At 52.9% G+C, this 24061-nt stretch carries 25 protein-coding genes and 2 tRNA genes; 7 read left to right on the forward strand and 20 right to left on the reverse strand.

Annotated elements, in window-relative coordinates:
* Nucleotides 1-77: 77 nt before the first annotated feature.
* Entirely contained in the window at nt 78-1082 is a 1005-nt protein-coding gene (gene yejK / locus ACMV5H_RS08045; protein ID WP_024486230.1) for a nucleoid-associated protein YejK, read from the reverse strand.
* Between the two features lie 161 nt (nt 1083-1243).
* On the opposite strand from yejK, the gene ACMV5H_RS08050 reads away from it, so the two are divergent.
* The 3 genes from ACMV5H_RS08050 (at nt 1244) to ACMV5H_RS08060 (ending at nt 3417) form a co-directional block, all read left to right on the forward strand.
* The gene (locus tag ACMV5H_RS08050) at nt 1244-1471 is read left to right on the forward strand and encodes a YejL family protein (protein ID WP_021805879.1); all 228 of its coding nucleotides are present in this window, start codon (nt 1244-1246) and stop codon (nt 1469-1471) included.
* Nucleotides 1472-1480: 9 nt separating this feature from the next.
* Entirely contained in the window at nt 1481-3265 is a 1785-nt protein-coding gene (gene yejM / locus ACMV5H_RS08055) for an LPS biosynthesis-modulating metalloenzyme YejM (protein ID WP_115158166.1), read from the forward strand.
* Between the two features lie 75 nt (nt 3266-3340).
* Nucleotides 3341-3417, forward strand: a tRNA-Pro gene (locus ACMV5H_RS08060).
* Nucleotides 3418-3850: 433 nt separating this feature from the next.
* Here the strand turns inward: ACMV5H_RS08060 and tolA are convergent.
* The 3 genes from tolA to ACMV5H_RS08075 form a co-directional block, all read right to left on the reverse strand.
* The gene (tolA, locus tag ACMV5H_RS08065; RefSeq protein WP_115158167.1) at nt 3851-4303 is read right to left on the reverse strand and encodes a cell envelope integrity protein TolA; all 453 of its coding nucleotides are present in this window, start codon (nt 4301-4303) and stop codon (nt 3851-3853) included.
* A gap of 290 nt (nt 4304-4593) precedes the next feature.
* Complete coding sequence (locus ACMV5H_RS08070; RefSeq protein ID WP_414821678.1) at nt 4594-5064, reverse strand: hypothetical protein; 471 nt, start codon at nt 5062-5064, stop codon at nt 4594-4596.
* Nucleotides 5065-5355: 291 nt separating this feature from the next.
* Nucleotides 5356-5964: a hypothetical protein gene (locus ACMV5H_RS08075; RefSeq protein ID WP_115158268.1), complete on the reverse strand. Its 609-nt coding sequence runs from the start codon at nt 5962-5964 to the stop codon at nt 5356-5358.
* 216 nt (nt 5965-6180) lie between these two features.
* Here ACMV5H_RS08075 and ACMV5H_RS08080 point away from each other — a divergent pair, with 216 nt between their 5' ends.
* On the forward strand, nt 6181-6423 hold the full coding sequence (locus ACMV5H_RS08080) for a DinI family protein (RefSeq protein ID WP_021178442.1): 243 nt from the start codon (nt 6181-6183) through the stop codon (nt 6421-6423).
* Between the two features lie 86 nt (nt 6424-6509).
* Here ACMV5H_RS08080 and ACMV5H_RS08085 read toward each other — a convergent pair.
* A tRNA-Thr gene (locus ACMV5H_RS08085) sits at nt 6510-6585 on the reverse strand.
* Nucleotides 6586-6694: 109 nt separating this feature from the next.
* The gene (locus ACMV5H_RS08090) at nt 6695-7618 is read right to left on the reverse strand and encodes a LysR family transcriptional regulator (RefSeq protein ID WP_115158169.1); all 924 of its coding nucleotides are present in this window, start codon (nt 7616-7618) and stop codon (nt 6695-6697) included.
* Between the two features lie 165 nt (nt 7619-7783).
* Between ACMV5H_RS08090 and ACMV5H_RS08095 the strand changes: the two genes are divergently transcribed.
* Both ACMV5H_RS08095 and ACMV5H_RS08100 read left to right on the forward strand, forming a co-directional pair.
* Nucleotides 7784-9199, forward strand: coding sequence for a M20 family metallopeptidase (locus ACMV5H_RS08095; protein ID WP_414821679.1), 1416 nt, complete (start codon nt 7784-7786; stop codon nt 9197-9199).
* Complete coding sequence (locus ACMV5H_RS08100; protein WP_021805928.1) at nt 9196-10473, forward strand: MFS transporter; 1278 nt, start codon at nt 9196-9198, stop codon at nt 10471-10473. The genes ACMV5H_RS08095 and ACMV5H_RS08100 overlap by 4 nt, the downstream gene beginning before the upstream one ends.
* An 83-nt stretch (nt 10474-10556) precedes the next feature.
* On the opposite strand, the gene ACMV5H_RS08105 is transcribed toward ACMV5H_RS08100, so the two are convergent.
* The 14 genes from ACMV5H_RS08105 to gspC form a co-directional block, all read right to left on the reverse strand.
* Nucleotides 10557-11651, reverse strand: a complete 1095-nt coding sequence (locus ACMV5H_RS08105) for a succinylglutamate desuccinylase/aspartoacylase family protein (protein WP_414821680.1) — start codon at nt 11649-11651, stop codon at nt 10557-10559.
* Nucleotides 11652-11783: 132 nt separating this feature from the next.
* Nucleotides 11784-12626: a prepilin peptidase gene (locus ACMV5H_RS08110; RefSeq protein ID WP_037375496.1), complete on the reverse strand. Its 843-nt coding sequence runs from the start codon at nt 12624-12626 to the stop codon at nt 11784-11786.
* A gap of 60 nt (nt 12627-12686) precedes the next feature.
* Entirely contained in the window at nt 12687-13430 is a 744-nt protein-coding gene (locus tag ACMV5H_RS08115) for a type II secretion system protein N (protein ID WP_115158171.1), read from the reverse strand.
* Nucleotides 13420-13908 (reverse strand): type II secretion system protein GspM, encoded by a 489-nt coding sequence (gene gspM, locus ACMV5H_RS08120; protein WP_414821681.1) that lies wholly within the window; start codon nt 13906-13908, stop codon nt 13420-13422. The genes ACMV5H_RS08115 and gspM overlap by 11 nt, the downstream gene beginning before the upstream one ends.
* The gene (gene gspL / locus ACMV5H_RS08125; protein WP_223664422.1) at nt 13901-15100 is read right to left on the reverse strand and encodes a type II secretion system protein GspL; all 1200 of its coding nucleotides are present in this window, start codon (nt 15098-15100) and stop codon (nt 13901-13903) included. The genes gspM and gspL overlap by 8 nt, the downstream gene beginning before the upstream one ends.
* The gene (gene gspK, locus ACMV5H_RS08130; protein ID WP_414821682.1) at nt 15100-16086 is read right to left on the reverse strand and encodes a type II secretion system minor pseudopilin GspK; all 987 of its coding nucleotides are present in this window, start codon (nt 16084-16086) and stop codon (nt 15100-15102) included. The genes gspL and gspK overlap by 1 nt, the downstream gene beginning before the upstream one ends.
* Nucleotides 16083-16682 carry a type II secretion system minor pseudopilin GspJ gene (gspJ, locus tag ACMV5H_RS08135; protein WP_414821683.1) on the reverse strand — a complete coding sequence of 200 codons (600 nt, stop codon included), beginning with the start codon at nt 16680-16682 and terminating at the stop codon, nt 16083-16085. The genes gspK and gspJ overlap by 4 nt, the downstream gene beginning before the upstream one ends.
* Nucleotides 16679-17044: a type II secretion system minor pseudopilin GspI gene (gspI, locus tag ACMV5H_RS08140; RefSeq protein ID WP_115158175.1), complete on the reverse strand. Its 366-nt coding sequence runs from the start codon at nt 17042-17044 to the stop codon at nt 16679-16681. Before gspI ends, gspJ begins: the two co-directional genes overlap by 4 nt.
* Nucleotides 17041-17592 (reverse strand): type II secretion system minor pseudopilin GspH, encoded by a 552-nt coding sequence (gspH, locus tag ACMV5H_RS08145; RefSeq protein WP_115158176.1) that lies wholly within the window; start codon nt 17590-17592, stop codon nt 17041-17043. Before gspH ends, gspI begins: the two co-directional genes overlap by 4 nt.
* Entirely contained in the window at nt 17592-18020 is a 429-nt protein-coding gene (gspG, locus tag ACMV5H_RS08150) for a type II secretion system major pseudopilin GspG (protein ID WP_021805938.1), read from the reverse strand. The genes gspH and gspG overlap by 1 nt, the downstream gene beginning before the upstream one ends.
* A gap of 28 nt (nt 18021-18048) precedes the next feature.
* Nucleotides 18049-19272: a type II secretion system inner membrane protein GspF gene (gene gspF, locus ACMV5H_RS08155; protein WP_414821684.1), complete on the reverse strand. Its 1224-nt coding sequence runs from the start codon at nt 19270-19272 to the stop codon at nt 18049-18051.
* 1 nt (nt 19273) lies between these two features.
* Nucleotides 19274-20779, reverse strand: a complete 1506-nt coding sequence (gene gspE / locus ACMV5H_RS08160; RefSeq protein WP_179247781.1) for a type II secretion system ATPase GspE — start codon at nt 20777-20779, stop codon at nt 19274-19276.
* Entirely contained in the window at nt 20776-22740 is a 1965-nt protein-coding gene (gene gspD, locus ACMV5H_RS08165; protein WP_181817490.1) for a type II secretion system secretin GspD, read from the reverse strand. The genes gspE and gspD overlap by 4 nt, the downstream gene beginning before the upstream one ends.
* Before the next feature lie 18 nt (nt 22741-22758).
* Nucleotides 22759-23505 (reverse strand): type II secretion system protein GspC, encoded by a 747-nt coding sequence (gene gspC, locus ACMV5H_RS08170; RefSeq protein WP_257014211.1) that lies wholly within the window; start codon nt 23503-23505, stop codon nt 22759-22761.
* 10 nt (nt 23506-23515) lie between these two features.
* Here gspC and ACMV5H_RS08175 point away from each other — a divergent pair, with 10 nt between their 5' ends.
* Nucleotides 23516-23719 (forward strand): hypothetical protein, encoded by a 204-nt coding sequence (locus tag ACMV5H_RS08175; protein WP_179251688.1) that lies wholly within the window; start codon nt 23516-23518, stop codon nt 23717-23719.
* Nucleotides 23720-24061: the final 342 nt, after the last annotated feature.

Raw genomic sequence — 24061 nt, forward strand, 5'->3', positions numbered from 1 at the left:
CGTTATCGATTTTCGGGACGCCGAAGTGAAAAACGCCGCAATTGCGGCGTTTTTTATTGGCTATCATTCTGCGATGCTTACTTGCCGCCCGTGCGACGTTGCAACTGATCGCGCAGATTCGGTGGCGTACCTCTGATCGTCAGGGTATCGGTGGCCGCATCCCAGAAAATGCGCTCCCCCAGCAGCATCGCATCAAAGTTCAGGCTGATACCGCCGCCGCTGCCGGCAAATTTGGTCAATTGGCGTAACGTGCCGCGATCCGCCGGGAAGCTATCTTCCAGTTCGTAGCCCTGTTCGCTGGAAAACTGCAGGAAATCCTTCTCGCCCACCGGGGCTATCTCTTTCGACAGTTCCTGCAGCTCAATCTCTTCACCGGCCTGCAACTGCTCATTACAGTAGCTGTAAACCTGCTGACGCACCGTCTGGCGTTCGTGTTTGCCTAGTTGAGCATCGGCACAGTAATCATCCACCGCCTGTAACAAGCCACGGTTTTGCGCTTTGGTATCCAGCCCTTCCGACGCCGCCAGGAAATCCATAAAGAAATCGGAGACCTTGCGCCCTACCCGCCCTTTGAGGAATGTCAGGTAGCGAGTCGATTGCGGGTTGGTTTCCCATTCGGTCAGATCGATACGCGCCACAATGTCCGCGTGGTTGATATCCAGATAGTGGGTGGTGCGGATATCCAACTCTTCATTGACACGCGTACTGTTGCAACTGTTCAGCACCGTGATCAGCAAGTATTCCACCGCCAGATAGCGGTAATGAGCGAACAGCACCACGCCACCGTCGGCAAACGGATATTTGGCCAGTTCGTCGCGCAGACGGCCGGTGGCAGCACGGCTAAATGCGAGGAAATCGTCATCACCTTTACGGCAGTTACGCAACGCGTCCGCCAGTTCGCTCTGCTCGTTGAACAGGCCGTAAGCCTTACTCTTGGCGCTGTAAACGCGATGCAGCTCTGCCATCATCTCTTCCACCGCCGCATTGGTGGTAAGAAGGGAATCGCGCAACACCACTTCCAGCGTCTGCTCATCGCGTTTTACCAACTGGTGCAGTGCAATCTGCTCGATATCCAGACTCATGATCAATCCTCCTGTTCTTTGAGCGCGTATTCAAGCACTGACGAAGCCGAAAGACAACGGGCATGGCAATGCCTTAACGATCTTCACGCTATAAAAGAGCGGAAAATCACGGCTCCATACGGTAAGATATGGGACTTTGTCGAGCTTTGAGCACAATATTTATGCCACAATCATCTCGTTATAGTGACGAACACGTTGAACAACTGCTCTCTGAGCTGGTCAACGTTCTGGAAAAACACCATACTCCCACCGACCTCTCTTTGATGGTTCTGGGCAACATGGTAACCAATTTGATCAACACCAGTATTGCTCCCGCACAGCGGAAGACACTGGCCAGATCGTTTGCTGAAGCCCTGCAGGCTTCTATCCGTGAAGATAAAGCGCATTAATAATTACTTATGGTGACAAACCGTCAGCGTTATCGTGAAAAAGTCTCCCAGATGATTAGCTGGGGGCACTGGTTCGCCTTATTTAATATTCTGCTCAGTATCGGGTTGGGCAGCCGCTACCTGTTTGTTACCGACTGGCCGTCCTCATTGCTGGGGCGAGTCTATGCGTTGGTCAGCCTGATTGGGCAGTTCAGCTTTATTGTCTTTGCCGCCTACCTGCTGATCATCTTCCCGCTCACCTTTGTGGTGATGTCGCAGCGCCTGCTGCGATTTATTTCCGCGACGTTGGCCACCGCTGGGCTGACGTTGCTGCTGGTCGACAGCGAAGTCTTTACCCACTTCCACCTGCACCTTAATCCGGTGGTGTGGGAGTTGGTTATCAATCCGGACCAAAGTGAGCTGGCGCGCGACTGGCAGCTAGTGTTTATCTGCGTGCCGGTGATATTCCTGATCGAAATGCTGTTTGCGACCTGGAGCTGGCAGAAACTGCGCAGCCTGAACCGGCGCAACTTCGGCAAACCGCTGGCGGTGCTGTTCATCTGTTCGTTCTTTGCTTCGCACCTGATTTATATCTGGGCGGATGCCAATTTCTATCGGCCGATCACCATGCAACGCGCCAACTTACCACTCTCTTACCCCATGACGGCGCGTAAGTTCCTGGAAAAACACGGCCTGCTCGATCAGCAAGAATATGAGCGCCGCCTGATGCAACAGGGCAATCCAGAAGCGGCTGCCGTTGAATATCCGCTCAATAGCCTGAACTACAGCGATAAAGGCAGCGGCTACAACCTGCTGATGATCGTGGTGAACGGTGTGCGTACCCAGGATATGGCGCAAGACATGCCAGGCCTGAGCCGCTTTGCCCAGGAAAATATCCGCTTCAGCGACCATTACAGCTCCGGTAACCATGCGGACACCGGCCTGTTTGGCCTGTTCTACGGTATTTCGCCTACCTATCTGGATGGCATTCTGGCCGGGCGCAAACCGGCCGCTTTGATTAGCGCACTGAGCGATCAAGGCTATCAGTTCGGCCTGTTCTCTTCAGACGGTTTCAACGCCACGCTTTACCGCCAGGCACTATTGACCGATTTCTCGCTCCCGCCGGAACCGTTCGTGCAGAGCGATGCCGCCACCACGCATCAGTGGCAGAGCTGGTTGGCCACACAGAGCGGAAATAGCCCCTGGTTCTCCTATATCAATTTCAGCGGTGCAAAGTTCCCAGAAGGCGACAACAAGCTCTCGCCGGAAGCCTTTACCCAGCTCTATCGTACTGGCGCGAAAGACGTCGATGCGCAGATCGAGCAGGTGCTGGCAACGCTGAAAGAAAAAGGCCTGTTGGATAAAACCGTGGTGGTGATCACCGCTGAGCACGGCATAGAATTCAACGATACCGGTAAAGGCAACTGGGGAGCAGGTAGCAGCTTTAATCGCAGCCAGTTGCAGGTTCCGTTGGTCATTCACTGGCCAGGCACCCCGGCACAAACCATCAATAAGCTGACCAATCATAACGATGTGATGCGCACGCTGATGCAACGTCTGCTGCATGTGAAAACACCGGCTAACGACTATTCGCAGGGCGAAGACCTGTTTGCCGCACAGCGTAAAAACAATTGGCTCGCCACCGGTGACGGCACCCAGTTGGTGATCACCACGCCAACGCAGACGCTGACATTGGATGGTAATGGCAACTACCGTGCCTACGATCAAGACGATAACGAGATTAAAGACGAGAAACCCCAGCTAGCCCTGCTGTTACAGGTGCTGACCGATGTAAAACGCTTTATCGCCAACTAACTGCTTAAATCTAGAGCAATCGGTGAGGTAGCTGCTTGAATTTACTTCTGAAAACGGTAGTATAGGGTTCTGCGTCGGCATGTAGCGCAGCCTGGTAGCGCACCGTCATGGGGTGTCGGGGGTCGGAGGTTCGAATCCTCTCATGCCGACCAATATTCGATAGAGAAACCAACCACTTACGGTTGGTTTTTTTATGCCTGGAATTTGGCAATGGTAAAACGATGGTAAAATTGCCGGCGAAATGAGTGATTCAGCTAAATACGTCTATACCGTATACCAAGTCTGCTTATTCTATGTTTTAACAGTGTTTTTTTAACCCTCCTGGTTTAACCGTGCATGCTCAACGTAATCCTGATCAGGAAAGGCGCTGCCCCTCCCTATGTTCCAACCCTATTGCGAACATTACGGAGCCGGTACGGGGCAGCGTTGATTATGTTGTGGCGGCTTTGGGGATTTCAACTACCGCCATGGCCCTTGCCGTCTGAAGTGGCTAATGCGCGCTTTATAAACTCAATCTTTGCCGTTTGCCGCCTGAGCTCCAAGATGTGTAATACGTTGAAAACGTCTGCCTGGTCGATGGTTTTATCACTCGCTCGCCAGGGGCCTGAATTCCAGTACAGTGTTTTTAAAAACACTATAAACAACTTGTGATGGAGGTTTGGGGAAGGTGGTATTTGCTATTGCCTTGATAGCTGCACGACAAAGTGCAGGGTCACCATCTACAGCCTGGACATCCAGAAGCATACCATCCGGAGCTAACTGGATCCTTAAATTGCATTGTTTACCAGCATATGAATTGGCATCGTAAAAATTGCGTTGAATAGCGTATCGAACCTGCTCGGCATACTTTTCCCCCCCCACCCCAGAGGCATTAGTAGTACCACCGTTGAGGGGAGTAAAAAGATCATCAACACTGTTTCCGGATGGCCTGGTTTTAGCAACAGAGTCTGTTTTTACACACCCCGACAATAACGATGTGGCAATTACTAGCAGCAATGTCGGCAAGCCAATTTGAAATCCTATCCAAACCCTCTTCACGCTTTGTTCCTTATGGAATATCCACAGCAAAGAATAATAAACTAGCAAAAGAATTCAGAAGATTAGAGCGGTTTCTTACGCTCACGCGTAAAATGTTAATAAAAATGATAAAACCCCGCCAAAGCGAGGTTTTTTGATTAAATAAGCTACTGACTAGCAACAGGCCATACCAATGTATCATCTCAGGTCGTTCGTCAGCTTGTGTTTCTCATTGGATAGCGCTGCCATGGCGACTGTTCTCAAGCACATCACTAATCAGAGACCACCATCGATTAATAACCCAACGAGTTTCAGCTCTGCGGGCAAGCGACCAGATAAAGATCGTGAACGGGCATACTCGCATCAAAACCACGCACTCTCTCTGGATCATCAATAGCCGGGTCAGCAAGCTGCTTGGCTACGTCGTCTACACTGACATCTTCAACATAAAAAGTCGCATCAGTCATTTTATTGCAGTTAAAGTAGGTCCCCATTAATACCATTTTCCCAGGGGTCGTATAGCTCTCCTGTTTATTGACCAGTGCAACAACACCATCCGCTCGTTTAGCGACGACAGTATAGCTTTCCTCTGAGCGATCAAAAACATAGGCATCATTTTCAGGATAAGTCGACCATATACCAGACTTTTCAGCAAACAACTCTGCCAAATTAATCGCTGGCTTTAGTGCATTTTTGTTATCAGCATCTTGGGCAACTGCCGACGTCACCACACCGATGGTGCCAACCGATAGCACACCTAAAAAGAGTAATGTTTTTTTCATGTAATTAATTCCCTTTGGAAAAATTTTAAATATAAGAGCTTAAATACTAGCCTTAGACATGTAAAAAAAGTATTGCACAACCAAGCATCTTTGCACTCAACTATGATGGATTCATTCAAACTGACGCACAAATATCAATATGCATAATAAAAACCAACGATGCATACCTTGACAAATAGTGAGTAATGGCAACAGCAAAATCCAGGTTAAGAATGTCACCAAACCTGGCAGCACTGACACCACCAACATCGAGGGATCCCCTTTCACAAGAAGTGTGGAGACCATAACTCATTATCGATGGCACTCAGTTCGGAGATACCCCATCGTCGCAAACAGGCAAAGCGAATAGCCAAATAGCTCACAGCCCTCTTCCACCATATTCTTCACCACGCGGTTATATCCATCGAGCATCAGCTCATGCCATAGCAGTTGCATACCAAACAGACGTGAAAAAACTAATATGCATAACAGCCCGGAAAACATCACGCCGTAACTTGGGTGACTGAAGAAATGTGCTAGCCCACGTAGCGTAGCGGGCAGCTCTTTGAGAGCATAAAGTACACAGGTCAGCGCTACGGCTAAGGCAAACCACACCCAGGCACCATGCCGCAGCATATCGAACACAAAGTCCATCTCGCGGATCAGCATACATAGGAAGAAGCCACCGATTAATACCCTGGCATACCGATGTTCCGCCTGACGATAAGCGGAGATAAAGAAGCTGAGGGCTATCGCCACCAGTATGATCTCTTGGGTTACCTCGGTGAGCGACGTCTCGGAGACAAAGTTATGCAACCAATGAACGTCAATGAAGATAAGGCCTATCAAGAATGCTAGGCAGATACCTGATAGAAAGAAGGCACTCAACCTTCTAATAATTATGGATAAATCTTGTTGCATATTAAGAATGATTATCAATTTCAAGGTAGCTCTATACTATTAATCTCAGCCAGGGATACCGTGGCAAATAGTGCGTAATGGCGATATTGGCAACTCTATAGAGCACACATTCCCCAAAATAGACCACGATAAAATTTTCCCCTCCCCCTCTTGCACTCACCCCGTCCCTTCGGTCAAAATAACTGTATACATAAACAGTAAATTTAGGGTTGGGCTATGTTCGTTGAATTGGTGTTTGATAAGCGTAATGTCGCAGGGATCCCCGGTGCCGATGAAATCATCAAGGCCGAGCTGACAAAACGGGTACATCGCATCTTTCCGGATGCAGAAGTGAAGGTAAAACCCATGCAGGCCAACGGCCTTAACTCAGACGCCAGCAAAAGTGACCGCGAGAAGTTAAACCGTATGCTGGAAGAGATGTTTGAAGAGTCTGATCAATGGCTGGCCACCGATATTTAAAGGGCCTAAGGGCGCGGTCATTGACTGCGCCGCACCATGGATGCCCAAAACAAAAAACCCCAACATTTCTGCTGGGGTTTCTTATATGGTGCCGGCTACCGGAATCGAACTGGTGACCTACTGATTACAAGTCAGTTGCTCTACCTACTGAGCTAAGCCGGCGAAATCTGTTGGAAGTCGTGCTGTTTCCGTGGGGCGCAATATAATACAGCCAGACTGGAACAATCAAGCGTAATCAACAGATTATTTATCTTGTTGATTAAAAAACGGCTTATATGCCGAATTTCTCACCGATGGCCCGTTCTTCGCGGCTTAATGTCTGATTAATATAGTCCACAAACAGCTCCAAAGCCGTGCTCCGCTGCCGCCCCAGAGGTAATTGCAGCTGCAAGGTCCGCGGGCTTTGCTGCTCGACAGCAAAATGTTTCAGGATCAATCCTTGCGGTTGCAACAACGGCATCGCGGTAAACTGGCTACAGATGGTCACCGCCAGCGGGGAGCCCTGTAAAAAATAGTACAGCGTGGAGAAGTTATCACAGGTTAGCACTGGTTCAATGAAGGTGCCATTCATCTGGCAAGCGATATCAAACAGTTGACGTATTGTGGAGCCCGGCTCTGGCAGACACACCGGATACTGGCAGAGATCTGCCAAAACCACCTGCCTGCCGGCTAATGGGTGCTCCTTCCTCATCAACAACAAGACCGGTGCAGGCCACGAAGCCGCTACCTCAACACCCCGCTCTGGGTGCAAACTAAACTGCAGCACCATGTCACACTCGCCATTACGTACCAACCGCGCCAACGTTTTAGTGTCTGCCACCGTCAGCACGAAGCTGACAGCCGGGTATTCTGCACGAAAACGCGCCATCAGTTGTGGCATCAGCATAAAAGCCACTCCATTACTACAGGCCACGCGTAGCGCAGTACGGCGTTCGGCTTTCAACCCTTTGATTTCTGCCACCGCCTGTTCAATATTCAACAGGCTTTTACGAATATGGTTTTCAAAAATCTGCCCGGCCTCGGTCAGCACCATCCCCCGCGCGTGGCGTTCGAACAATGGCGTGCCAACCTGCACTTCCAGGCGCTGGATCTGCCTGCTGATCGCCGAGACCGCCACAAACAGCTGTTCACTGGCCGCACTGAGCGAACCACAGTTGGCGACCACCAGAAAAAAGCGAACCTCGCTACTCAACATGCCGTCCCTCTCCATGGTGCAAAGCTTGCCAACGAGCAAACCACCGTTGCCTTTAAAGCAAAGCTTGTTTGTTAAATGGATAATTGTGGCAAACCCCGATTTTAGCTTAGATAACAAACACAACAAGTAAAACAACACAACGCAAACACAACGGGGAAAATAATCATGACGGGTGAACAGGCCGTCGCTTTGGCGACAGCGTATTTTGACAGTGGCGAATTCCGCCGCATATTGGCACGGCGCATCGCGCTGGCCACCGAAAGCCAGCGGCATGACGACGATGCCGGCATTTTGCTCTACCTCGAACAGGAAATCATGCCGCCGTTACGGGCATTGGGTTTCGAGTTACAACTGTTCGATAACCCGGAAGCAGCCAACCGCCCGTTTCTGATCGCCGTACGCATTGAAGATCCTTCCTTACCTACCCTGCTGAGCTATGGCCACGGCGATGTGGTTTTCGGCGATGACGAGAACTGGCGCACAGGTCTTTCGCCTTGGGAATTGAGTGAAGAAGGCGATCGTTGGTACGGCCGTGGCAGCGCGGATAACAAAGGCCAGCACAGTATTAACCTGGCGGCGCTGGAGCAGGTTTTCCACGCACGCGGGGGCAAACTAGGGTTCAACTGCAAGCTGATTTTCGAAATGGGCGAAGAGATCAGTTCCCCTGGGCTCGCGGCCATTTGCCAGCAGCAACGCGAATTGCTGCAAGCCGATCTGTTTATCGCCTCCGATGGCCCACGGCTGAACGCCACACAGCCCACATTGTTCCTAGGCTCACGCGGCTGTATCAATTTCCGCCTCAGCATTCACGCCAGGGATAACGCCTATCACTCTGGCAACTGGGGGGGATTACTCAGCAATCCTGGAACCCAACTGGCTAATGCCATCGCTTCTCTGATTAATCAACATGGGCAGTTACAGGTTGCAGCGCTGAAACCCGCCCCTCTGGATAGCAACCTGCGTGCCATTTTGCGCGATCTCAGCGTTGGCGGCCAAGCTGGCGATCCGGCGATCGATGAGAACTGGGGTGAAGCTGGCCTGACCCCTAGCGAGCGCCTGTATGGTTGGAACACGCTTGAAGTACTGGCCTATCAAACGGGCAACCCGGCTCGGCCAATGAACGCCATCCCCGGCAGCGCAACGGCGGTATGCCAACTGCGCTTCGTGGTCGGTACCGACTGGCAAAATCTGGTTAACCATATCCAACAGCATCTGCAATTACACGGCTTTGGCAATGTGGAGGTGGAATGGCTACATGGTTCACCGGCCACCCGGCTCAATCCACAAGATCCACTCGTTCCCTGGGCACTTGAGATCCTGCAACAAACCAGCGGCAAAAAGCCCGCATTGCTGCCCAATCTGGGCGGTTCGCTGCCTAATGACGTGTTTGCCGATACGTTGGGACTGCCCACGCTGTGGATCCCCCACTCCTATCCGGCCTGTGGTCAACACGGGGTCAATGAGCATATGTTGAAATCCATTGCTCGTGAAGGATTGCAGATCATGACTCGCCTGTTCTGGGAGTTGGGCGAAAATGGCAGCACGATCCTGGCACAACGCCGGGCAGGAGAGTCTTCATGAGCGCGATAGCCCAACAGGATAGCGTAGCGGCCAAGCCCAATTTGTATAAAACGCTGTTTGCCACCTGCATCGGCAACGCGTTGGAATGGTTCGATATCGCGGTTTATGGCTTTTTCGCCAGCTATATCGCCCATGCCTTTTTCCCTACGGAGGATCCGGCCGTTTCATTGTTGCTGACTTTCGGCAGCTTCGGTGTCTCATTCTTAATCCGCCCTCTGGGTGCTGTGGTGCTCGGAGCCTATGCCGATCGGGTTGGCCGCAAGAAGGCACTGTTGATGTCCATCAGCCTGATGCTGCTTGGCGGTGCGATCATCACCTTTATGCCTTCTTACGCCACCATTGGGCTGGCGGCTCCGCTGATGATCTTGATTGCCCGATTGATTCAGGGTTTTTCCGCCGGTGGGGAGTTTGGCAGCTCAACCGCCTTTCTGGTCGAACACTTCCCGGAGCGCAAGGCGTTTATCGCCAGTTGGCAGTTTGCCACGCAAGGCGCCAGCACGCTGATGGCTTCCGCCTTCGGGTTAGGTATGACCCACTGGCTGACAGAAAGCCAAATCCAGGACTGGGGCTGGCGTATTCCCTTTGCTTTTGGGCTACTGATCGGCCCGGTGGGGCTGTATATCCGCCGCCATGTGCATGAGCCGGCCAGCTTTGTACAGCAGAAGAAACCCGAAGCACCGTTAAAGATGCTGGTCGGTAATCAAAAAAACCTGCTGTTGCTGGCCATCGGGCTGATGGTGATTTCCACCGCCATCAACTACATGCTGAATTATGTGCCCACCTACGCAACCAAAAACCTGAATCTGTCCGGTTCCGCCGCCTTTAGTGCAACCCTGTTAGCCGGTGTGATTTTAACGGTAGTCACCCCGATAATGGGATTATGGGCGGAAAAAGTCGGCCGCCTGCCGTTGATGTGGGGTTCACTGATCCTGCTGCTGCTGACTATTTATCCGGCATTCCTGCTGGTGGTGAACCACACTTCGCCGATGATGCTGATGTTAATGGTTGGCTGGCTGGCCTTGCTGAAGTCCATTTACTTCTCGACGGTGCCTTCGGTGATGGCCGACTTGTTCCCGATGGCAACACGGGCCAGCGGTATGGCGATCAGTTACAACGTGGCGGTGACGGTATTTGGTGGCTTTGCACCGCTGATCTGCACCCTGCTAATCACCGCAACTGGAACCAGCCTGGCACCAAGCTATTATCTGATGATGATGGCACTGCTGAGCGGCTGGGCACTGTTAGGTAGCAGAAAACATTTGCGTTCGGCCTGATAAACAACCCCAGGCTATTGGAATAATTAGCCTATTTAACCCCTTGAAGGGATCTTCAAGGGGTTAAAAAAACCTCACGTCAATTAGCAACCATCAGCACACTGGGGTTCAGGATTGTTGAACAGGATACGAACCAGCAAAGCCCGGGGTTCGCGCAACGGATCATTGCCGATAGCTAACACTCGGCCATCATGGGTCGCAGTATATTCCCGAATGATGTCGCCAAATGCATTACGCTGAACCGCCACCTTCTGCCCTTTGACCACCGTATCGCCGACCTTAACCAAAACCTCGGCAAATCCGCCAACCTCAGCTCGGATCGAGCTCATTTCATTACCGATAAAGGTTTTTTGCTCTTTAGCCGTTGTCCCTAATGTTCCGGCTGTCATGCCTTGTTGAACCATCAGATTACGCACCCCTGTCAAACTGCGCGCGATAAGTTCAGGTTGATAGAGCTTGGGCTTGCCAATTTCGAGTGTAATGGCAGGGATCTTGTTCTCAACGAAAGTGGTTTCGACGGAGCCTTCCTCACCAGGATCGGCTTTAATCTGGTCCGCCGGGAACAGTTCAGCCATTTGCTTCACCTGCGGGTTACGATAATCCGCATAGATGAACAAGGGATATTCGGTACCCCGGCTCTGCGTGTGCATATCAACGAACAGCGTGGCATTGCCCGCCCACAAATTATTCCATAGCAGCCAAGCCTGCTGTTCGGCGGCGTTACCTTTTTCTTTACCCGGCCAGACCCGGTTGAAATCGACCATATCTCCGCCGTCATTGGCCAACTGCCAGTTTCGGTTATTGGCCAACATGCCTGAAGGATTCGCACCCACGGCACCGATCACGCTGCCTTTCAACTCTGCGGGATCCAGCTTTTCAAACACCTGCTGTATCACCCGGGTACCATTTAATTCATCACCATGGACCGCCGCTTGCAGACCCAGCTTAGGACCAGGCTGCGCACCTTTGGCCACCATAACAGGAACATACCAATGTTGACCGATCCCATTGCTGGTTCCCTGGAACATGAAGCGATAAACCTTTCCTGCCTCCAGATCGTCTACATCCAACTTGCTGATAACCGGATTACCCTCAATTTTATCTCCGGTATAAACCGTTGCCGCCTGAGCATTAAGCATTCCCGTAAGCAACACCGCCAACATCGTAATCTTATACATAACCATTCCCTTTAGTATCAGTAAGTAACACGCGTGTGATTTCTTGATCATTGGTCAACCGACTAACAAAAGTCGTACTTCAGGAACAAGACTGGGTGCGCTTGCTAGCGCTTCCAATCAAGATATAGGCGCTTAAAAGCTCCAGGGTATAAACATATTGACCGCGCCCGACACGGCGAGCCAGGGGCCAAAGGCTAACGGTTGATTAAGATCTTGTTTCGCCAACCCGCGCTGTATCAGCGTAACCAGCAGCCCACTGGCCGCCGCCACCAAAATCACCTGTGGCAACGCTTGCCAACCTAACCAGGCCCCTAACGCCGCAAGTAATTTAAAATCACCATAGCCGAGAGCCTCTTTACCGGTTGCCAGCTTGAATAGCCAGAACACGCTCCATAGGCAGACATAACCCGCTACTGCGCCAATCGTCGCCTGTTCCAGCGAGGCAAAATGCCCCTGAATATTGAACAAAAGTCCGATCCACAGCAGTGGCAACGTCAGCACATCTGGCAACAGTTGTCTGTGATGGTCAATAACTGCCAGCGTCAGCAAAAAGGAGAGCAATATCCAGGCGCCCAGCAAAGGGAAACCTAGCGGGAATATAAGCGCCGTCAGCACAAACATCATAGCCGTTGCCACTTCAACCAGCGGGTAGCGCCTTGGGATCCGCTCACCACAGCAACGAGCCTTACCCTTTAACAACAGAAAACTCAGCAAGGGGATATTGTCCCTGGCTGCAATAGGATGCTGGCAATGCGGGCAACAGGAATGCGGTAATAGCAGATCAAAACGTGGTGTGGATTCAGGTAAGGGCAGCGCCAGCTGCACTAGCGCCTCACGCTGCCATTGCTTTTCCAGCATCACCGGTAATCGATAAATCACCACGTTGAGAAAGCTACCCACTATGGCCCCCAATATCCCCGCGACACACAGCCAGAGGAGGGGAAATGCAACGGTAAAATCCAATAATAAACTCAAAAAACCTCCCTGCAGTCAGCCAAGTACCTACCCAACCCTTTTAAGACGGCCTAGCGCCGTTTAAAGCAACCGCCCCTGAACCTGCCAGGGTATCTGCCCCTGATCGTTGGCCCTGCCTAACTGATTTATCAGTGGCCTCATCGTCTCCGGTAACACCGGCCCTCGGCGAACCTGACCGTTGAACTGATAGCGCCCGTCAAATCCGACGGTGCCACGCCCCGTCAGGCTCAGATGAGAGGAGTCTTGTTTCAACACCAACACCAGAGCCCCTTTTCCATCACAGCTCAATTGTCCTTGCACGTTGGCCAGCTCCAACGCCCCCAACGGGGTCGCAAGCTGTGCGTGCTGCCAGTTGACAACACCACCGCCAAGACTCCGGCAACCCGCGGAACTGAACTCTCCTTGTTGCAACCGCAGTCGCAGCTCTCCCTGGGCGGTGATCGGTAAAGGCAACGACAACTGTTGCCGCACAACATCTGCAGGAACAGAGAGTTGCCATTCATGCAGTTGAAGATCCTGCCAACCACGCAGGATACCGGCTCCCTGCAAGCCTTGCGGATCTCGTAGCTCAATCTCCAAGGCTGGCATCCAAGAGGAAAAAGTGAACTGCCAGTTCAGCTTGGCCAGCATAATGTTACGCCAGCTTAACTGGTGCAAACTGCCCTGCCACAGGGAACCCGAAAAGCCACCGACCTTCATATCTGCGGGTATAAAAGCTTGTAATACCCGTGCTGGCGCATGGCCTCCCAACAATAGGAGATAACAGGCCAACAAAAGCACGGCCTTTTTGGCTTTAGCTCCCATCGCTGCGCTCCAGCATCAGTTTGTTTACTGTCACCCATCCGGGTTTATCGGGACGCATCGCCACCTCAAGCGCCACAATGCGAACGCTATAACGTTTTTCCAACTGTGTGAGCCAAAGCATCAGGGCATTAAAATCGCCAGGTTCCAGCGTGACCGCCAGCCGCTCTCCCTGAGGCTGCATGCGGGTAATGTTCATGTTTTGAGCTGTAGCGCTCTGCGCCACCCTAGCCGACAAGCTTAGGGAAGCCTCCTGTATGGGTTGTGCCCCTTGCTGGCGCAAGCGCGGAGCCTGTTGCAACATCCATTCCACCGTGTTTTGTTCACGAGCGATAGTACGCTGCCATTGGCTAGCCTGTTGTTGCCAGGGCAACCACAGTGCGTAGTAGCACAAGCTGACGATAACCAATACACCACAGCCCAATACCAATCCTCGTTCCCGAAGGCTGAGCTGTAGCCAGCGGTGCTTGAGTTCATTCATCCTTTATCCCCAGAGTCAGTCGGCCCTCTACCCCAGTTGGATTCTGCTTGATTTCACCAGGTTGCAGCTGATAACGCTGCCCGGCAGCAACCTGAAACTGTTCCAACGCCTGAAAAGAGGCCGCCTGTATATCGACTTTCAGCTCTTTACGGCCAGCGTCATAAGACAGTGCCTGGAACCGGATTGCCGAGTTCTCCGCCATCAGCTGTTGCAATTGGCGCATCTGTGCGACCACACCGGCTTGCTCGATGGGTTGTAATTGTTGCAAGTGCTGCTGCATCTGCACGCGCGGATTAACCACCTTTTTATCAGCCGGAAAAAGCTGTTGGTAGACCCGCACACTTTCCTGTCGCCAATGTTCAGCCTGTTGCCAAAGCCGGTAATGAGACAGCCCGGCGCTCACACACAACAGCAGTAAATACACCGTTAATGCCATCATCACGGTTCGCCAGGGGCGTAATCGTGTACGCCAGGGGCTAGAGCGGGTGAATTCGCCCTGGCGCAGATCGGCTCCGCTCTCGTGCACACCTTCTGCCGCCAGTTGCAGTAAATCCCTCGGTGGTTGAACACGCCATTCCGGAGGGCTAGCGGTTGATGCTGGTGGCGCGGAGTAGCTTTCAATTACCGGCGGTGCCCACACGGCCAAAAACTCCGATAACCAGGAGGATTCAACAATCATGCCGGCATGCTTTTCCCGGCGAAACAACCATTGATCATTGAGACTGACCGCACTCCAACCGTCGGCGGCCAAGGGTAACGCCAGCACATCTGGCAACATTGCCTGCACCTGCCCCCCCAGACGTTCACAACGGGCTACCCACTGATGCATCAGGCTTTTATCAACTACCGCAACGTCACACACATCACCACTTTGCTGCAAAATGGCAAAATGCAGCCGTTCAACCTCCGTTGCCAGTTGCTCCTCCAGCATAAACGGCAGTACTTGCAGACTCTGACGCCTGGCACGACGAGGCAGCGTCACACGATGGAAAACCAACTCGCTCGCAGGCACCAATACCCAGGCAGGGTATCTGGCAAGCAGGCTCACCAATTGGTCATCGTTCTCCCCCATAGCCAAACTACCTTGCTGATGACCGTCTGCTGAAGCGAAATACCACAGCACTGGCTGCGTTTCATCGCTGGGTAAGCGCAGTATCAACCTGGCTTGCTCACGGGGCTTTCTGTTAGGCATCAAGGCTCCACCATCATGCTTAATCCATATTGCCGCTGTACTACCTGGAAACTGTTACCGGCTTTGCGCAACAGGCTGCGCTGGCTATAGTGAGTCTCCCCCATCAGCACGGTGAAACTGGCTAAAAACAGCTCACTCTTTATCGTCAACAGCGATCTGACCGTTGAGGTGTCGATGTCCTTCAGGGCAACCTGTGCCAAAAATGCCGTCGTACTGCTCCACCCTTCACGTGGACGCTGTTGTAACAATCGAGTCGCCATGGCTGTATCAAGCTCCTTGAGAAATAGCGCCGCCAGTAATGGCCCTTGAGACTCACTCAGGGTATTAACGTTTACCAACAGCGTCTGGGTTGGCAGCGCGCAAACGTAAGGCAAAAGACGCCGATAAAGGCTGGTATCAACCCCTGAGACGGTGCGCAACTCGCTGACATCCTGCATGGGTTGATTGGCGGGCAAGTAAGCCACCGCCTGGGCCATATAGACCTCATCTTCAGCCCCGTCACTGACTGGTTCGCTATCACTGTCTACCCAGTCGCGCAGTGCCGCGGCTATCTGCGTCGCACGCAGGGGCTCTTCCCCCAGGTTGATTAACAGCTGTCTAAAAACCTGGCTAGGATAAGGCAATGTCGGCTGCATCCCCTCACTGGCTGCCCCTTGGTTAATGGCATTGAGATTAAAGCAGGCCTGCCCATCAACAATCTGCCCAAACACCTCCCCGCCTTCAACGGGGAAACGGCGCTGTTCTTGCGCCCAGTTTTGCGCCAAATGCGTTTTATTCGGTGAGTCCAGCGCATCTCGTTGCAAAATTTTTACCGCCAGTGTTTCTGCCGAGCGGGCATACCATTTTGCCTGCTGGCGATCCAAATGAGCCGCTGTGCGCAGATAGGTACGCCCGTTTCGCTCGGCAATGGTCGCAGCAATCGTCACCATCAGCGCCAGGATCAGCAACACCACCAGCAGGGCAACGCCCTTTTGCCGCGTCCTCATTCTTGCCCCACCGCCGTGATCAAAAACAGACGGGTCAATTCACCCACGCCAGCAACCACTAATGTCACTTCAATCCCCTGCGGCAAAACCGACGCGTTGTCCCAACTCTCCCGCCACGTCCCCTCGGCAAAAAAGCGCAGACGAAATACACTGACCTCATTGAGCAAAACCTTGACCACCGGCGCTTCCCCAACGAGCGGATCCGCATGGGCATAGCTCAACCGCTCTAACTGCTGATGGCGCAGACGATATGCCACCGGTTGTAACTCGGCGCGGGGCAACATTCCCATCGGGTTTTGCCAACCGTTGCGCATGAAAGAGACGCCCCAGTCCTCACTTTTTAATTGATAGCGCGCCGCGGAAAATACGCGTTCATTCCCTCTGTGATGGCGAGGGATGATCTGACCGAAATCCCCTTCCAACTGCATAAAGGCACGTTGAAGTTCGGCCAACCGCTGCGCCTTGCGCTGCGAAATCTCATCATTGCGCATCACCCCCTGCAACACCTGGAAGGCGCTGATGCTCAACGCAGCAAAAATTGCCAATGCCAACAGCATCTCAAGCAACGTGAAGCCCCGCTGGCTACGACCATTCATTCCCGCACCACGTAGCTGCGTAAAGAAACCACTGGCGCAGCGTCTTCTTTATGACGCCGTACCTCAACATCCAGTGCCCGTAATTGACCCAGTTCGGTATCAACCCCCTGCCAGCGTACAGACCATTCCTCGCCAGCATAGGTCACCGTGGTGCCGACCCAGCGCTTTTCCGGCCAGGTTTTATCAAGATGTAACCTGGCCTGTTGATTATCCGCCAACCAACTTGCCAGTATTTTTTCCTCCATACGGCCAATACTGCCAGCCTGCTGTGCCGTGGTTTGCAGCACGGCTAACCCCGCCAAGGCGAAAACGATCAGTGCCACCAGCACTTCCAGCAACGTCATCCCTCTTTGGGCGTTCACTGTGCTGCTCCGTTTACTGACGATTCGATCGCGCCCACGTCGTCGACCCGCAGCCATACCAATGGCTGGCTACCGGCCTCACTGAACACCAGCTCAAATGGCGTAATCTCCCCGCCAGGTAACAGCAGAATATCGGGTTCCGATGCAGATTCCGCAGCACGCGGCCACTCCTGCCGATCGGGGAAATGCAGCTTGAGCCGAATATCATCAGGCATTTGGCTCCCTAACGCCGCCTGACGGGGTTGCCAATTCTGCCAGACGTAACCTTGCCAACTATCCGAGCCAGATACTGCCCCGCGTTTTTCAGCGGCCTGACGCTGTAGCATTTGGAATTGCCAGCCGTCAGGTCGAACCCGGATCCCCAGCAACTGGTCATTTTGCACCGCGGCATCCATGGCAAACGCCAACTGAGCCTGAAAACGTTTCAGCTGTAGCTGCGGGTTATTTTGTTGCATGGACGGAAATGACATGATCACCAAACTGGCTGCACTCCCGATCAGCAGCACAACCAGCATCATTTCCAACAACGTAAAGCCGCGTTGGCGCACTACTTCTTCCCAATCGTCCAGTTACCGATATCATCCTCGGTGTCCGGTATGCCATCGGGGCCATAAGAGAAAACGTCTAACTGACCGTGTTGGCCTGGGCTAAGCAACTGATAGTCTGCCCCCCAAGGATCCTGTGGCAAACGGCGAATATAGCCACCTTGGGGATAATTGCGCGGTTCCGGTTGTGCCGAGGGCTTGGTCACCAGTGCCTGCAACCCTTGTTCGGTGGTGGGATATCGACTGTTATCCAGCTTGTACATATCCAATGCGCTCTCCAGCGCGACAATATCGCTGACGACCTTCTGATGGTCCGCCTTCTCTTTATTTCCCATCAGGTTAGGCACGACCAGACTCGCCAGGATGCCCAGGATCACAATCACCACCATAATTTCCAGCAGGGTAAAACCTCGCTGACGCTGTTGCCGCATTTTTCTCTCCGTTATTTGCAGATTGAATTTACATACTCATCAAGGTATTTAATTGCAGGATTGGCTGCAGGATCGCCAAAACGATAAACAGCACCACGCCCGCCATACTCACTACCAACAAGGGCTCAAAAAGCCCAAATGCCAACTGCATTTGGGCAGTAAACTCCCGATCCTGGTTGTCTGCCGCACGTTCCAGCATGCTGTCCAGTTCCCCACTGCGTTCACCGCTGGCGATCATGTGCCGCATCATCGGGGGAAACAGCGCAGTGATTTCCAGAGCCCGATGCAGGCTCACCCCCTCGCGTACAGATTCCGTTGCCAGTGACAGCTGGCGGCGCGCATATTCATTGGTTAAAACCTCTCCGCTGATGCGCATCGCTTGCAGCAATGGCACCGCGCTGGCATTGAGAATGCTTAGCGTTCTGGCGTAACGGGCAGTATTGAGCCCTCGTGCGATGCGTCCGATCACCGGGAGGCGCAGCAACTGCCGATGGAAAGCAATGCGCCGGGCTTGTTGGCGCAGCAACAGACGCATCAGCATCGGCGCCAATAACAGCAACAGCAGCACCCAAGGGCCAAAGGCTCGAACTCCGTCACTCAGCCCCATCAGCACACGAGTGGATAGCGGAAGTGCCTGCTTCATGTGAATGAACTGTTCCACCACCTTGGGCACGACGGCGGAAAGTAAAATGGCGATCACACTGATGGCGACCACCGTCAGCACGCAGGGGTAGATCATCGCCTGCAGGATACGAGCTCGCATTTGCTGGCGCTGCTCGGTGTAATCCGCCAACCGGTTCAGAACCAGATCCAGATGACCAGAAGCTTCACCCGCCGCCACCATCGCGCAGTACAACCGCTCAAAACTGGTGGGATAAGCGCTCATGGCTTCAGCCAAGGAATGCCCCTCCAGTACTTTGGTGCGCACTGCGGCCATCAGGCTGCGCTGGCGGGGTTTTTCACTCTGTTTTGCCACGGCATCCAGCGCCTCCTCCAAGGGTAAGGAGGCGGCGACCAAGGTCGCAAGCTGACGAGTCAACAACGCCAGATCGGCACTGCTAATCCCCCGCCCCCATGAAAGACGCCGCCCGTTTTGGGCCTGCTGGCGTTCATCCTGCCCTTCGTCCAGGCTTACAGGGACCAACCCCTGTTCCCGTAAAAGTTGACGGGCATGGCGGGCTGAATCCGCTTCCTGCACTCCCCGTCGTTTTTTGCCGCGCTCGTCTAGCGCCTGATAATGAAATAGGGCCATGTCATCCCTCTTCCTGAGACTGGCTTTCGGTCACGCGGATCACCTCTTCCCAACTGGTCTCACCCGCCAACACTTTTTCCAATCCCCCCTGGCGCAATGTCTTGTACTCATGACGTAATTGACGAGCAATCGCGAATTCACTCTCTCCCTGATGGATCGCCGTACGCACTCGGTCATCAATCAGCAGCAGCTCATGGATACCCGTACGCCCACGGTAACCGGTAAAATTACACTGCGAGCATCCTTTCGGCTGCCATAATGGGGTTCCGGGTAAAATCCCCATTTGATCGGCCAAGGCCGGATCGGCGGCGTAAGTTTGACGACAATCGGGGCAGAGTGTGCGAACCAGTCGCTGCGCCAGCACGGCCAGTAATGAGGTGGAAAGCAAAAAAGGCTCGATGCCCATATCCTGCAGCCGTGATAAGGCCCCCAGCGCGCTGTTGGTGTGCAGCGTGGAGAGTACCAGGTGCCCTGTCAGTGATGCCTGAACCGCAATCTGAGCGGTTTCGCTGTCGCGGATTTCCCCAACCAGCACTACATCAGGATCCTGACGCAGAATGGCTCGCAGACCGCGAGCAAATGTCATATCTACCTTGGGGTTTACCTGCGTCTGGCCGATACCCTCGAGTTCATACTCGATCGGGTCTTCTACCGTCATGATATTGCGTTCGCTGGCATTGAGGCGGCTCAATGCTGCATAGAGGGTGGTGCTCTTACCCGAACCTGTAGGTCCGGTGACGAGGATAATACCGTGTGGCCGCTGGATCAGTTCATCGATCTGCCGCCGATTATGTGAAGACATGCCAAGCGCGGCGAGATCCAGACTGACGCTGTTTTTATCCAGTAAACGCAGAACAATTCGTTCACCATAATTAGACGGTAAGGTCGAAACCCGCACATCAATGGCTCGGCCACCGATTCGCAATGCCATGCGCCCATCCTGCGGTATCCGCTTCTCGGCAATATCCAGCCGTGCCATGACCTTGATGCGCGATATCAATAAAGAGGCCAACCGCCGCTGAGGGCGCAGAATTTCACGCAACACGCCATCGACCCGGAAACGGATCTGCAAATGGCGTTCATAGGTTTCGATATGGATATCCGAGGCTTTATCCTTGATGGCTTCCGTCAGCATCGCATTGATCAGGCGGATAATAGGGGCATCATCATCGGCATCCAGCAAGTCGTCGCTGTCGGGTAGCTCTTCTGCCAGGGTATAAAAATCCATTTCATTGCCGATATCGGTCATCATGCGTCGCGCCTCTTGCGAATCGCGCTGGTAGCTGATCACCAGTTGTTTCTCAAACTCTTCACCCGACACCGTGCTGATAGTCAGCCCACACCCGGCCACCCTACGCACCTCAAGCAATGCTGTGGCGGTGGTTTCCGCCAGACGGAGCACTCGGCACCCAGCATGATCCCGCAAAAGCAAAATGCGTTGCTCGCGCGCATAGGCAAATGGCAACTGCGGGCGTAATTCACTCAGGTCCTCGGGGAGAGTGTTCATCGTCCCCCCGTTGAATAGAATGCGCTGATCGCGGCATTAACCTGGCGGAAAGTGGCACCGTTTTGATCGGGTGGCAACTTCAATACTTCGTTATTCAGCGTGGCTTCGCTCCCTTGTTTGCCACGCTGATGGTCTTGTTCCTGATTAAAAGCCTGATACTTTTCTGAGGAGGCCTGGCGATACTGGTCACGATCCCGGATGATCGACGGGCGGATGAACAGCATCAGGTTGCGCTTGGAAACCTGTTTGCTGTTGGAGCGGAACAGATAGCCCAGCACCGGGATATCCCCCAGCACCGGAACCTTGTCGCTGCTGTCGCGGACGGTTTTATCCAGCAAGCCACCCACCACCACGGTTTCACCGCTGCCTACCAGCACCGCGTTATTGACCGTGCGGGTATTAAAGGTCGCCCCCAGATTAGCACTGCTGCTGGACGCCGCATCAGCCACACTGGAAACCTCCTGCTCGATCTCCAGCAGCACGGAGTCCCCTTCGTTGATCTGCGGTTTGACTTTCAGCTTAATGCCGACGGTTTTACGCTCTACCGTGTTGAAGATATTATCGCCCGACGTCGTTTGCGAGCCGGAGAGGACAGGAACTTCCTGGCCGACATTGAATGTCGCCTCCATGTTGTCAAGCGTGACAATGCTCGGTGTCGCCAGAATGTCATTCTTGCTACTGCTGGAAAGCGCGGTCAGCAGCATTGCCCAATTGCCCTGATAAAAACCGGCAGCAATACCGTTAAAACTGCTGAGAGCGCTGGCCAGGGTACTATTCACCGTCCCGTCCTGATTGTATTGATTGGCTCCGGCAATCGCCGTAGTGATAGGCAAACCGGTATTGGTGAACTGCGTCACTCCAGCATTCTTGTTGGCCCACTGGATCCCCAGGTTCAAACCATCGGCGTCTTGTACCTCTGCGATAATCGCCTCTACCAGTACCTGTGCACGGCGAATATCCAACTGAGCTATCACCTTCTCCAGATCTCGCATGACATCCGGAGCCGCCGTCAGTATCAGTGAATTGGTTTGCTCATGGGCTTTGATGGTGATGTCTTTACGCAGTGCTTCCGCCGGCTTGGCATTCTGTTGCTCACTTTGAATACTGGTACTGACGCCAGTCAACACCTCAACCAGATCGGTGGCTTTGGCATACTTCAGGTAAATCACTTTGGTATTGCCTTGCACGGCCTGCTCACGATCCAGCTGCTTGATCATGGCGATGATCCGCTGGCGGGAGTTGGGTTCTCCGCTCACCAGGACCGAGTTGGTTCGTTCATCCGCAACAAGATTGGCTACCATCAGGCTTGGCATCGCTGATTTGCTGGCATCCTTGGTTAATTCGGTGACCAGTTTGACGACTTCAGCAGCTGACGCGTAAGCCAACGGTACCGTGACCACACTACGGTCACCGACCTTGTCAACGCGTTCAACAATCGCCATCAAGCGTTTGATGACCGCTGCACGCCCGGTCATCAGCAACACGTTGGAAGGCTCATAATGCACAACACTGCCAGCCCCGGCGTTATCGTTCAGTTGACGGAGTAACGGGGCAAGATCGCGTGCCGCCACGTTATTGACCGGCACGACACGTGTCACCACTTCATCACCCTCGCCCGGCTGAGCATCGCTGGCTACCGGCACCGCAGCGGTTTTAGCATCCTTGGAACGCACCACTTTCAACACGCCGTTACGCATATCGACCACGGCAAAGCCATAAACGTCCAGCACGCTGAGGAAGAACTGGTAATACTGCTCCTCATTGAGCATGTCATAACTGCGTACGGTGATAGTGCCGCGCACGGCAGGATCGATAATCACCGTTTTATTCAGGTTCTTGCTGACCGTATTAATAAACTCCTGAATATCCGTGCCCTTGAAGCTGGCAGAAAACTCGGCACTCCAGCCCGGCCGAGTACCAAGCAGCATCACCGCCAGTAGCACAATGCGTAAGCTCCTGATTATTTTTGTATTCAACAATTAGTCATCTCCAAGAGCCAAATAGATATCCTGTAACTGACCGCCACGCTCAACGGTAAGATTCAGTTCACTGAGTTCTGAAAGCTGTTTCAATGCCTGTTGAGCCTGCTGTGCATCACGCAAATCCAGGCCATTTAGCGCTATGGCAAGATCGTTTTCCTGCAGCCCGACCTTGCGGAATAACTCGCCTTGTTTGCCCGGATTGAGTCGGTAGCCGATGAGTTTGTCATCCACCATCACCGGTGAGATATTCAGGTAATTGAGAATGCTTTGCGGCTGCTTTTGCAGCTGTGCCTTGAGCTGCGACGCTGAGGTTTTTTTGTCACTTTTAGCGGCCTCGGGTTGCTCGCTGAACAGCAACAACGATTCATAATTCCCCTGATAGGCGATCACGATACGATCGGCAAAAATTGACGCAATTCGGGCGTCATAACCAGGCACCTTCTCACCCACGCCAAGGCTGAACTGTTTGCTATCTTTGGCGATAATGGCGATGGAACGCTCTGGGCTGGGGCTGGCGACAATGCCGGTCAGGTTTAGCTTGAGAGAAGAAGGCGGTGCGTTACGCAGGGCTTGGTCAGAGACAGAATGCTCAGTAGCAGAAGATGAGGGCAGCGAAGTACCAAAGAGGGTGAAGCGGTAACGTTCAGACTCACCTCCACCGCCGGTTGTTACTGGTGCGAAGTCTGCTTTGGATAAGCGTACGGGGGATATTTCTGGGGGCAGGAACCCGTGCCAGGTGAGCAAGGCGAGTTGATTGCAAATCAACAGTGACAGAACGCATAAAGCCCATCGCGGCGTGAACAGCCTGAAAGTAGCCTCTCTGCATACCGATAACAATACAGAAAATCGCATCTTGCCTTCCTTTGCCTGCTTCTCTGTTTACGCCAGCCAGAAGTTCACCGATATCAGTCAATCGGTGGGCATATCGTTGGGGGCATTGTCGTTGGAGAATATGTAAGGTTATGACTGAAACCTTACAACTCAGTACCTCCATCAGCCCTTACGTTTCTGAATACATCCTCTCAGAAAGGGTTACTTTATACATACTCCCCTCAATAATAAATCATTATTTTTGCTTATCGAAATAATTTATCTTTCTGTTTTTATAGCTATTTATTTCTTAATCTCGCTAGCATAAAAGCGGTTTAACCCGTTTGATCTCCCTACTCTAAACTTCGCGTCCTCCTTCCACCTACGCCCCTCCTCCTCCTAAAGCAGGAGGATGCTCCTCCTTATCATGCAATATCTAATACCACTGCTTTACACATTGATACGATTTTTTACTTTCTATAATGCAAGC

It is taken from the genome of Serratia sp. N21D137 (assembly GCF_047530005.1).
GTDB lineage: Bacteria > Pseudomonadota > Gammaproteobacteria > Enterobacterales > Enterobacteriaceae > Chania > Chania fonticola_B.

Bases quoted from the DNA above. Each gene is read 5' to 3' on its own strand.
- yejK (WP_024486230.1), bottom strand. From the start codon at position 1,082: ATGAGTCTGGATATCGAGCAGATTGCACTGCACCAGTTGGTAAAACGC.
- ACMV5H_RS08050 (WP_021805879.1), top strand. From the start codon at position 1,244: ATGCCACAATCATCTCGTTATAGTGACGAACACGTTGAACAACTGCTC.
- yejM (WP_115158166.1), top strand. From the start codon at position 1,481: ATGGTGACAAACCGTCAGCGTTATCGTGAAAAAGTCTCCCAGATGATT.
- ACMV5H_RS08070 (WP_414821678.1), bottom strand. From the start codon at position 5,064: ATGAAAAAAACATTACTCTTTTTAGGTGTGCTATCGGTTGGCACCATC.
- ACMV5H_RS08075 (WP_115158268.1), bottom strand. From the start codon at position 5,964: ATGCAACAAGATTTATCCATAATTATTAGAAGGTTGAGTGCCTTCTTT.
- ACMV5H_RS08080 (WP_021178442.1), top strand. From the start codon at position 6,181: ATGTTCGTTGAATTGGTGTTTGATAAGCGTAATGTCGCAGGGATCCCC.
- ACMV5H_RS08090 (WP_115158169.1), bottom strand. From the start codon at position 7,618: ATGTTGAGTAGCGAGGTTCGCTTTTTTCTGGTGGTCGCCAACTGTGGT.
- ACMV5H_RS08095 (WP_414821679.1), top strand. From the start codon at position 7,784: ATGACGGGTGAACAGGCCGTCGCTTTGGCGACAGCGTATTTTGACAGT.
- ACMV5H_RS08100 (WP_021805928.1), top strand. From the start codon at position 9,196: ATGAGCGCGATAGCCCAACAGGATAGCGTAGCGGCCAAGCCCAATTTG.
- ACMV5H_RS08105 (WP_414821680.1), bottom strand. From the start codon at position 11,651: ATGTATAAGATTACGATGTTGGCGGTGTTGCTTACGGGAATGCTTAAT.
- ACMV5H_RS08115 (WP_115158171.1), bottom strand. From the start codon at position 13,430: ATGGGAGCTAAAGCCAAAAAGGCCGTGCTTTTGTTGGCCTGTTATCTC.
- gspM (WP_414821681.1), bottom strand. From the start codon at position 13,908: ATGAATGAACTCAAGCACCGCTGGCTACAGCTCAGCCTTCGGGAACGA.
- gspL (WP_223664422.1), bottom strand. From the start codon at position 15,100: ATGCCTAACAGAAAGCCCCGTGAGCAAGCCAGGTTGATACTGCGCTTA.
- gspK (WP_414821682.1), bottom strand. From the start codon at position 16,086: ATGAGGACGCGGCAAAAGGGCGTTGCCCTGCTGGTGGTGTTGCTGATC.
- gspJ (WP_414821683.1), bottom strand. From the start codon at position 16,682: ATGAATGGTCGTAGCCAGCGGGGCTTCACGTTGCTTGAGATGCTGTTG.
- gspG (WP_021805938.1), bottom strand. From the start codon at position 18,020: ATGCGGCAACAGCGTCAGCGAGGTTTTACCCTGCTGGAAATTATGGTG.
- gspF (WP_414821684.1), bottom strand. From the start codon at position 19,272: ATGGCCCTATTTCATTATCAGGCGCTAGACGAGCGCGGCAAAAAACGA.
- gspE (WP_179247781.1), bottom strand. From the start codon at position 20,779: ATGAACACTCTCCCCGAGGACCTGAGTGAATTACGCCCGCAGTTGCCA.